We start from the raw sequence: 9,682 nt of genomic DNA on the forward strand, positions 1-9,682 counted from the left end.
GTGCCGATGGGCACCCGATTGGTCTGTGACCCCGACGAATTGCGCACGCTGTTCCTGTTCGAGAAGCTCGACGACGAACAGCTCGCCTGGCTGTGCCGTGACGGCCGCGTCGAGGAGTTCGAACCCGGCCTGGTCTACCGCGAGGGCGACCCGGCCACCTGCTTCTACGTCCTGCTCGACGGCGAGGTGGTGCTCACCAAGCGGTCCGGCGGCGAGGAGATCGAGCTGGTCCGCACCAGCCACCGCGGCTCCTACGCCGGGGCGTGGACGGCCTATATGGGCGATCGCGGGGACCAGAACTACACCGGCTCGTTCCACGTCACCCAGCCGTCGCGGTTCTTCGTCCTCGACGCGGGCACCTTCTCGCGCATGATGCAGGAATGGTTCCCGATGGCCCTGCATCTGCTGGAGGGCATCTTCTTCGGCAACCGCAACGCCAACGAGATCATCGGCCAGCGCGAGCGGCTGCTGGCGCTGGGTTCGCTGTCGGCGGGCCTGACCCACGAACTCAACAATCCGGCCGCGGCCGCCGTGCGGGCCACCTCGTCGCTGCGCGATCGGGTCGCCGGGATGCGGCACAAGCTGAAGATGATCGCGCACGGCAAATTCGATCCGGCCTCGCTCGAATCGCTGGTCCAGCTCCAGGAGGAGGCGGCCACCCAGGTCGCCAAGGCCCCCGACCTGACCCCGCTCGAGGCCGCCGACCGCGAGGACGAGCTCGGCGAGTGGCTGTCCGGGCACGGCATCGCCAACGGCTGGGACATCGCGCCGACCTTCGTGCAGGCGGGCTTCGACATCGACTGGCTGGAGAAGGTCGCGGCCACGCTGGAGGGCGCGGAGACCTCGGTGTTCGAGGGCGCGATCCGCTGGCTCAACTACACGGTCGAGACCGAGCTGCTGATGAACGAGATCACCGACTCGACCGCGCGCATCTCGAAACTGGTGAACGCCGCCAAGCAGTACTCGCAGATGGACCGGGCCCCCTTCCAGGTGGTCGACATTCACGAACTGCTCGGCTCCACGCTGGTGATGCTGGCCCGCAAGATCGGCGACGGCATCACCGTGGTCAAGGAGTTCGACCGCACGCTGCCCCCGGTGCCGTGCTACGCGGCCGAACTGAACCAGGTGTGGACCAACCTGATCGACAACGCCGTCGCCGCGATGGACGGCCACGGCACCCTCACCGTCCGCACCTACCGCGAGAACGACTGCGTCGCGGTCGAGATCTGCGACACCGGGCCCGGCGTCCCGGAAGACCTGCGGCACCGCATCTTCGAGCCGTTCTTCACCACCAAACCGGTCGGCGAGGGCACCGGCCTGGGCCTGGACATCTCGTTCCGGATCGTGGCCAACAAGCACGGCGGCGACATCCGGGTGGAATCGGTACCGGGCGACACCAGGTTCATCGTCCGGCTGCCCCTGAAAAACGAAGCGGCGCAAGCGGTTACCGATACCGATACCGGAGGTGAGTAATGTCCGAAGCGATCGAGGGCATCGATCCGGCCGTCCCGCCGAGCGGGCCCGGCTGTGTGGAATGCGAAGCGGCACAAGGCTGGTGGGTGCATCTGCGGCGCTGCGCGCAGTGCGGGCACGTGGGCTGCTGCGACAGCTCGCCCGCCCAGCACGCCTCCCGGCACTTCGCCGCGACCGGGCACCCGTTCATCCAGAGCTACGAGCCGGGTGAGGACTGGTTCTGGGACTTCCGGCGCGAGGAGACCCTCACCGGCGGCCCGGAACTCGCTCCGCCGCACCATCATCCGCGTGAGCAGTCGGTGCCGGGGCCGCGCGAGCGGGTTCCGGCGGATTGGCGCGAGCACATCCACTGAGACCGCCCGGGTCTGCTGCACGAACGTGGTGTCGTCGAACGTGCAGCAGACTGTCAGTACCGGAACATCTGCCAGGATCGTTCCCGGTTCTTGGACCATACGGCCCGACGGTGACCCACAATGGGCTGTGCGTGCACGCCTGTGGACCGTCCGTGCACCGCGACCGCCAGCGAACCTCGAGTACGGGTGTTTCCACCGGAGGGTGCGATGACCATTGTTCTCGATACCGACACGCTCGACCCCGGGGACCGGGTGGACGCCCTGGTCACGCTCACCGAGGAGAGTTCCGCACCCTCGCACGTCCGGTTCGACAATCCCGAATCGGTGCGCGGGCGGTACGAGATCTGGCAACTCGGGGACGCCACCGTCTATCGCTCGCAGCTGCGCGACATGCACATCGTGCGGACGGCCCGGCAGGTCAAGGACTCCCCGGCCGCGGTCCTGACCCTGATCCTGCAACAGCGGGGCCGCGGCTTCTACGAACAGCACGGCAATCCGAGCGTGGGCGATCCCGGCCGGTTCGTGGTCGTGGACCTCAACAACCCCTACCAGATTCATTGGGGCGGTGACTGTCGCGCGCTGGCATTGCAGGTTCCGGTGGAACCGCTGTGCCTGCCGTCGGACACATTGCGCCGGGCACTGCTGTGCGTGCCGTCCTCGCCGCTGCATTCGGTGGTCGCCGATTACCTTGCGGCCCTGGTGGATTCGCTGGACGACATGCCCGTCGGTCCCGCGCAGGCCGCCCTCGGCGACGCCTGTACGGAAATGGTGCGGGCCCTGCTGCTGTCCGCGATCGGATCCGAACCGGACGGCGCGTCGCTGCCCGACACGGTTCTGCTCACCCGGATCCGCCGCTATGTCCTCGAGCATCTGTCCGATGCCGAGCTGAGCCCCGAGCGCATCGCCCGCGCCCAGCACATCTCGGTGCGGCACCTCTACAAGCTGTGCAGCCGAAGCGGATTCAGCCTCGAGCAGTGGATCATCGGCAAGCGGTTGGAACGCGCCCGCGCCGAATTGGCCCGGCTCGACATCGGCTACCGCTCGATCGCCACGGTCGGGCGGATCTGCGGATTCCGCGATCCCTCGCATTTCGCCCGGCGCTTCCGCGCCGCGTACGGCCTGTCACCCAGCGAATGGCGGCGATCCGCGCTCACCGAGCCCTGAGGTACTCTGCGACGCGCGCCGGACACGCCGGGCGCTCGAGACCATGGGGAATCGACGGTGATGAAACGACTTTCGGCGACCGCCGCCGTTGTGGCCGCGCTGGCCCTGCCGCTGAGCGCCTGCGGCGGCAACGACTCGTCCGGTCACGACGGCCACGACCATCAGCACGGGACCACCACGGCCGCCGCGCCGACCTCCGCCGCGCCCACCACCACGTTCACGGTGATCGAGCCGCCGAGCGAGGCGCCGAAGGACAGCGCCCAGGGCCTCGGCTCGCAGACGACCTGCGCGCAGTTCAAGACCCTCGACGCCGAATCGGAGAAGGCCGTGATCGATCAGGTCCTCGCCGACAATCCGGGTTCCAAACTGGACGGCAACCCCAGCCTCGCCCTCGGCACCGCGAAGCTGGTGTGCCTGGCGTCGAGTCAAGCCGACAAGCCGGTCGCCGTCGCCATCGGGGTCGCCGCGCGGTAGGGCTCGACCCGTCGTCAACTTTTGGTTGACGTAGCTCTGTTTGTCAACTTAGAGTTGACGCATGACGCAGAACATCCGCCTCGACGATCTGATCGATGGCATCAAGAAGGCCCGTCCCGACAATGTGCTCGAGCAGCTGTCCGACGCCGTGGTCGTCGCCGGACATCTGGGTGATGTGGCCGATCACCTGATCGGCCACTTCGTCGACCAGGCCCGCCGCTCCGGCGCGTCCTGGACCGATATCGGCAGCAGCATGGGCGTCAGCAAGCAGGCCGCGCAGAAACGCTTCGTGCCCAAGGCCGATGCGGCCATGGACCCCAGCGCCGGATTCGCGCGCTTCACCACCCGCGCCCGCAAGGTGGTGGTCCTCTCCCAGGAGGAGGCCCGCGACCGGCAGCACGCCGAGATCCATCCCGAACACCTGATCCTCGGCCTGATCGCCGGCCCGGAATCCCTCGCCGCGCACGCGATCGTCGCCCACGGGGTGAGTCTGGACGCCGTGCGTCGCGTCGCCACCGCGGCCCTGCCGCCCGCCAGCACCGAGAAGCTGCCCGCGCTCATTCCCTACAGCGCGCAGTCCCGCAAGGCCCTCGAACTCACCTTCCGCGAGGCACTTCGCTTGGGGCACAACTACATCGGGACCGAGCACATCCTGCTGGCCCTGCTCGAACTGGAGAACGGCACCGGCCCGCTGTCCGGTCTGGGCCTGGTGCGCGACACCCTCGAACGGGACATCGCCGCGCAATTGCGGTCGCTCGTCGCCGATCAGTCGCCCGCCGGATCGGCGGACTAGTCGGCGGTTCGGGCGACCGCGAACACCCGGCGGAACGGCAGCCAGGTCGTCCCGTCGGGCTGTTGCGGGTAGGCGGCCCGCAGCATGGCACCCAGCTCCCCGGTGAACCGCTCCCATTCGGTGTCGTCGAGCACGGCCCGCACCGGACGCAGCGCGGTGCCCGAAACCCATTTCAGCACCGGGTCGGGACCGGTCAGGCGCTGCAAATACGTTGTCTCCCAAGCGTCTACGGCACATCCCGCGGCGGCGAGCACGCTCGCGTACCCCTCCGGATCGAGCACATTGCGCGCCTGGGTCACCCCGGTCGGTTCGAGCCGTTCCCGCCAGGCGTCCGCGCCCGCCAGCTCCCGGATGCACCGGTGCGACGCCGCGTCGAAGTTGCCCGGCACCTGGATCGCCAGCCAGGCGCCCGCGGGCAACGCCCGCGCCCACTCGGTGAGCAGCGCGGTATGCCCGGTCACCCATTGCAGGACCGCGTTGCAGACCACGACACCGGTATCCGGTTCGGGCCGCCAGTCGCGCACGTCCAGCAATTCCGCGGTGATCCCGCGCGCCCGGGCGGCGGCCACCATCTGCGGCGAGGAGTCCGACGCCTCCACCACCGCCTCCGGCCAGCGCTCACGCAGCGCCACGGTGAGGTGGCCGGGGCCGCAGCCCAGATCCGCGACACGCCGAGGGTGCTCGGCGCGTACCCGGGCGAGCAACTCGAAGAAGGGGCGGGAACGGTGGTCGTCGAAGGCCAGATACTGCTGGGGATCCCACATCGGAGGCTCCAAAGGGTCGCATTCACCAAACCGTACGTACGTACTGTATTGCCCGGATGCGAGATTGCAAGCGTTGTCCGGATACGATGTCGCTATGGCGGATGATCGCGATTCCGACCTAATAGCAGGGGAATTACGCTCCGACCTGCTGCGGGCGCTCACATATGTCCAGACCGAGACCGGTCCGGACGGTAGCTACATCGTCAACGGCGACCTCCCGCCCGAGGTGGCGCCGCCCTTCATCCGTGCCATCATGCGCATCGAGGCCGAGCTGCTGCTCAACGACGCCGAGCAGGTCACCATCGACCGCGGCGAACCGCGCTCGCCGGAGGAACGCCGCACCGACGCGTTCCTGGCACTCGCCCTGCGCGTCACCGATACGTGAGATCCTGGACCAACCTTGCACTCGGTACACGCGAGTGCTAAAAAGGGAGCTGGCACTCTCGACCTGTGAGTGCCAGGTCGGGATGGTGAGAGCGGGATCCACGACACCCTGCTCGTCCGTCGCGGGCACCGAACCTGGCCAGATCGTGTCAAATCCCCTGATCTGGAGGATCTCAACGCAATGGCCAAGACGATTGCGTACGACGAAGAGGCCCGCCGCGGCCTCGAGCGGGGCCTGAACAGCCTCGCCGACGCTGTCAAGGTGACGCTGGGCCCGAAGGGGCGCAACGTCGTTCTGGAGAAGAAGTGGGGCGCGCCCACGATCACCAACGATGGCGTGTCCATCGCCAAGGAGATCGAGCTCGAGGACCCCTACGAGAAGATCGGCGCCGAGCTGGTCAAGGAAGTCGCCAAGAAGACCGACGACGTCGCGGGCGACGGCACCACCACCGCGACCGTGCTCGCCCAGGCGCTGGTGCGCGAGGGCCTGCGCAACGTGGCCGCGGGCGCGAACCCGCTGGGCCTGAAGCGCGGCATCGAGAAGGCCGTCGAGGCCGTCACCGCGCGCCTGCTCGACTCGGCCAAGGAGGTCGAGACCAAGGAGCAGATCGCCGCCACCGCCGCGATCTCCGCGGGCGACCCGTCCATCGGTGAGCTGATCGCCGAGGCCATGGACAAGGTCGGCAAGGAAGGCGTCATCACCGTCGAGGAGAGCAACACCTTCGGCCTCCAGCTGGAGCTGACCGAGGGCATGCGCTTCGACAAGGGCTACATCTCGGGTTACTTCGTCACCGACCCGGAGCGTCAGGAAGCGGTCCTCGAGGATCCGTACATCCTGCTGGTCGGCTCGAAGATCTCGACCGTCAAGGATCTGCTGCCGCTGCTGGAGAAGGTCATCCAGGCCGGTAAGCCGCTGCTGATCATCGCCGAGGACGTCGAGGGCGAGGCCCTGTCGACCCTGGTGGTCAACAAGATTCGCGGCACCTTCAAGTCCGTCGCCGTCAAGGCCCCGGGCTTCGGCGACCGGCGCAAGGCGCAGCTGGCCGACATCGCCATCCTCACCGGCGGCGAGGTCATCAGCGAGGAGCTGGGCCTGTCGCTGGAGACCGCCACCGTGGACCTGCTGGGCCAGGCCCGCAAGGTGGTCGTCACCAAGGACGAGACCACGATCGTCGACGGCGCGGGCGATGCCGACGCCATCCAGGGTCGCGTGGCGCAGATCCGCACCGAGATCGAGAACTCGGATTCGGACTACGACCGCGAGAAGCTGCAGGAGCGCCTGGCCAAGCTGGCCGGCGGTGTCGCGGTCATCAAGGCCGGCGCCGCCACCGAGGTGGAGCTCAAGGAGCGCAAGCACCGCATCGAGGACGCGGTGCGCAACGCCAAGGCCGCCGTCGAGGAGGGCATCGTCCCCGGTGGCGGTGTGGCCCTGCTGCAGGCCGGCCCCGCGCTCGAGGATCTGAAGCTCGAGGGTGACGAGGCCACCGGCGCGAACATCGTCAAGGTCGCGCTGGCCGCCCCGCTGAAGCAGATCGCCTTCAACGCGGGCCTGGAGCCCGGCGTGGTGGCCGAGAAGGTCGCGGGCCTGCCCGCCGGCCAGGGCCTCAACGCCGACTCGGGCGTCTACGAGGACCTGCTGGCCGCCGGCGTCGCCGACCCGGTCAAGGTCACCCGTTCCGCCCTGCAGAACGCGGCGTCCATCGCGGCCCTGTTCCTCACCACCGAGGCGGTCGTCGCCGACAAGCCGGAGAAGACCGCCGCTCCCGCGGGCGATCCCACCGGCGGCATGGGCGGCATGGACTTCTGAGTCCTGCCACCCGGCACCTCTTTTCGATCCGGAGGCCGGTCCACTCGTTCGAGTGGACCGGCCTCCGGTGTTTACCTCCCCGAAATGATTGGGCGAGAACACATCTGGACAACGCGTACGCGGTCGGAGATGATCATCCGTCGGCCTCGATCCCGGTGGGCCGTCGACAGGGGAGATGAATCGTGCCGAACACGTTCGCGCGCTTGGTTTTCGGAGCCGCCCGATGATCGCGCGCCGAGTCGCGGCGGTGAGTGTGCTCGCCGCGCTCGCGATCGGCGGCGGGCACATCGAACCCGCGTTCGCCGACGGCGCGCTGCTGTGCGGCGCGGACGCGCTGGCGTGCCGCCTACCGGCGACACGGGCCACGCCGTTGGCCGACCCGGTCGGTCCGCACGCGGTAGGACGGGTCGATGTCGAGGTGGGGGACGAGAGCCGAGCGCTGATGGTGTCGGTCTGGTATCCGGCGGCCGGCGCTTCCGAGGCGGACGACACGCCCGCGGCCTACGTCCCGGCGACCACCTCGGACGTGCAGCTCCGGGTCGTGACCCGAGCGGCCGACTGGCTGCACACACCCACGGCGGTCGCGGCCATGCTGGGCGCCCGCTCCGCCGCGATCGAGGCCGCCGCCGTGGACAGCGGCGCGAATCGCCTTCCGGTCGTGCTCATTTCGCCGGGCCTCGGCGCACCGCGGTGGATCATGTCGGGGCTGGCCGCGGATCTGGCCTCCCGCGGGTATGCCGCGATCGTCATGGATCACACGGGGGAGTCTCCCGCCGTGGCCTTCCCCGACGGCCGGGTGGTGACGGGCACCGCCCCCGATATCGACAACGACGACTACATGGCGGCCGAACTCGACACCCGCGTCGCGGACGCGCGGTTGGTCCTGGATCGCCTCGCCACGCTGCCTGTCGTCGGAGACCATCTCGACCTCGGGCGGGTGGCGATGGCCGGACACTCCTACGGCGGCTACACCACCATTGCAACCATGGTGGCGGACAACCGAATTCGCGCCGGCGTGGTGTTGGACGGCTCGGCGGGCTGGCACGACGGCTCGACGGTCGAGCAGGCGGGGGTCGATCGGCCCGTGGAGGTCGTCGCCTACGGCGATATGGTCCACGCCTCCTGGATCGGCTTCCGCGCCCGAACCACCGGCCCGTTCCGCCTGGCGACCGTGCGCGGGGGCGGCCACTACTCACCCACGGACCTGTGCGCCTTCGGCGGTCAGTCCGACCTGTGCGGCACGCTCCCCGCGCCCCGGGCCGCCCAGATCACGTGCGCGCTGGTAGCGGAGTTCCTCGCGGGCGCCCTGCTCGGTCAGTCGGTTCCGAGCGGGCAGTGGCCGGAGGTGGCCTGGCGCACCGGGTGAGCCCGAGATGCCTTGGGGGGTGGACATTTTCGGCCGTGTCCTGCATGATTGCCGGTTGGCCTCAATCGGGGGCCATCGTTAGGGGTTTTCACGATGTTTTCGATGGGCAGGATTGCCCTGGGAGTGGTCGCGTGCGCGGGTGCTCTCGTTTCCGTCGCCGCGCCCGCTCAGGCGGAGCGGGGACCGGACGGTCACCTGTACGGCGCCATGGCGTTGTCGGGTGCGATGGAGGACGGCTGGAGTATCGGCACCGCCTTCAATTACCCGGATCAGGCCAGTGCGGACGCGGACGCGCGGGACGAGTGCGCGAAGGAGGGCGCGCCGCGCTGTGTGGTCGTGGTGCGGGCGGTCGACGGCTGCGCCGCCATTTCCCGGCGCGACGACATTCACGCTGTGGGAACGGGCGCGACCCGAGCGGAGGCCGAGCGGAACGCGATCGCGGCGCTCGGACCGGGCCACCCGCCGTCGCTGAGTTCCGAGGGATCGGGGCCCGCCGTGATCAGCCACTCGGCCTGTAACGGCTGATCCGAATCCGAAGCCGGTTCGCCGCGGGCGGACCGGCTTTCGCCATTCTCGGCCATGATCGCGATTGGGCGTGTGACCAGGCGATTTGACATCGAAAGTGGTTGGCACGTAACTTATTCCAGGTCAGAGCGACACGGACACCGACCCGGGCCGAAAGGCCGGGGACACGAGGATGTACGATAGGCGCCTGACGATCACACTGGCTCGACCGAGACCCCGATTTGGATCGGAGTCCAGGGCTGAGCTAAGCTGGAAAAGTTGCCTCACGATCGAGCGGGTGAAGAGCCTGGGAGATTGTGTGTGCGTGTGTTCTTTGAGAACTCAATAGTGTGTCGATGAATGTCAGTGCCAAATATTTTTGGTTCTGTTCCTCATACCCCCGTGTGAGGGACAGGCATTTTTGTCAGCTAATTTCCGGCTGGCGTTTTTATAGTTAGGTTTTCGGACTCTGGTTCGAGATACTTCCGATTGCGCCTTTTGGGCGTGGTTGAGAGTCTTCAACGGAGAGTTTGATCCTGGCTCAGGACGAACGCTGGCGGCGTGCTTAACACATGCAAGTCGAGCGGTAAGGCCCTTCGG

The 9,682-nt window shown here is 68.2% G+C and carries 10 protein-coding genes and 1 rRNA gene; 10 read left to right on the forward strand and 1 reads right to left on the reverse strand.

The annotated features are described in order from the left end of the window. Positions 1 to 6: 6 nt before the first annotated feature. The 5 genes from ACFYTQ_RS33220 to ACFYTQ_RS33240 all read left to right on the forward strand — a co-directional run bounded on the left by ACFYTQ_RS33220 (position 7) and on the right by ACFYTQ_RS33240 (position 4,257). Positions 7 to 1,473, forward strand: a complete 1,467-nt coding sequence (locus ACFYTQ_RS33220) for an ATP-binding protein (protein WP_387369466.1) — start codon at positions 7 to 9, stop codon at positions 1,471 to 1,473. Next, the gene (locus tag ACFYTQ_RS33225) at positions 1,473 to 1,826 is read left to right on the forward strand and encodes a UBP-type zinc finger domain-containing protein (RefSeq protein ID WP_387369468.1); all 354 of its coding nucleotides are present in this window, start codon (positions 1,473 to 1,475) and stop codon (positions 1,824 to 1,826) included. The genes ACFYTQ_RS33220 and ACFYTQ_RS33225 overlap by 1 nt, the downstream gene beginning before the upstream one ends. A 207-nt stretch (positions 1,827 to 2,033) precedes the next feature. After that, the gene (locus ACFYTQ_RS33230; RefSeq protein ID WP_387369470.1) at positions 2,034 to 2,990 is read left to right on the forward strand and encodes a helix-turn-helix domain-containing protein; all 957 of its coding nucleotides are present in this window, start codon (positions 2,034 to 2,036) and stop codon (positions 2,988 to 2,990) included. A 60-nt stretch (positions 2,991 to 3,050) separates the two neighbouring features. Beyond that, complete coding sequence (locus ACFYTQ_RS33235) at positions 3,051 to 3,464, forward strand: hypothetical protein (protein WP_387369472.1); 414 nt, start codon at positions 3,051 to 3,053, stop codon at positions 3,462 to 3,464. A 61-nt stretch (positions 3,465 to 3,525) separates the two neighbouring features. Further along, entirely contained in the window at positions 3,526 to 4,257 is a 732-nt protein-coding gene (locus ACFYTQ_RS33240; protein ID WP_387369474.1) for a Clp protease N-terminal domain-containing protein, read from the forward strand. Here ACFYTQ_RS33240 and ACFYTQ_RS33245 read toward each other — a convergent pair. Beyond that, positions 4,254 to 5,021 (reverse strand): trans-aconitate 2-methyltransferase, encoded by a 768-nt coding sequence (locus ACFYTQ_RS33245; RefSeq protein WP_387369476.1) that lies wholly within the window; start codon positions 5,019 to 5,021, stop codon positions 4,254 to 4,256. The two genes, ACFYTQ_RS33240 and ACFYTQ_RS33245, sit on opposite strands and share 4 nt — an antisense overlap. A 94-nt stretch (positions 5,022 to 5,115) precedes the next feature. Between ACFYTQ_RS33245 and ACFYTQ_RS33250 the strand changes: the two genes are divergently transcribed. From ACFYTQ_RS33250 to ACFYTQ_RS33270, 5 genes are all read left to right on the forward strand, one after another. Further along, complete coding sequence (locus ACFYTQ_RS33250) at positions 5,116 to 5,406, forward strand: hypothetical protein (protein WP_387369478.1); 291 nt, start codon at positions 5,116 to 5,118, stop codon at positions 5,404 to 5,406. A 180-nt stretch (positions 5,407 to 5,586) separates the two neighbouring features. After that, positions 5,587 to 7,212: a chaperonin GroEL gene (groL, locus tag ACFYTQ_RS33255; protein WP_387369480.1), complete on the forward strand. Its 1,626-nt coding sequence runs from the start codon at positions 5,587 to 5,589 to the stop codon at positions 7,210 to 7,212. Positions 7,213 to 7,435: 223 nt separating this feature from the next. Next, the gene (locus ACFYTQ_RS33260; protein ID WP_387369482.1) at positions 7,436 to 8,578 is read left to right on the forward strand and encodes an alpha/beta hydrolase family protein; all 1,143 of its coding nucleotides are present in this window, start codon (positions 7,436 to 7,438) and stop codon (positions 8,576 to 8,578) included. Between the two features lie 102 nt (positions 8,579 to 8,680). Beyond that, the gene (locus tag ACFYTQ_RS33265) at positions 8,681 to 9,103 is read left to right on the forward strand and encodes a DUF4189 domain-containing protein (RefSeq protein ID WP_387369484.1); all 423 of its coding nucleotides are present in this window, start codon (positions 8,681 to 8,683) and stop codon (positions 9,101 to 9,103) included. 497 nt (positions 9,104 to 9,600) lie between these two features. Continuing rightward, a 16S ribosomal RNA gene (locus ACFYTQ_RS33270) occupies positions 9,601 to 9,682 on the forward strand; the annotation flags it as partial.

It is taken from the genome of Nocardia sp. NPDC004068 (assembly GCF_042874315.1).
Lineage (GTDB): Bacteria > Actinomycetota > Actinomycetes > Mycobacteriales > Mycobacteriaceae > Nocardia.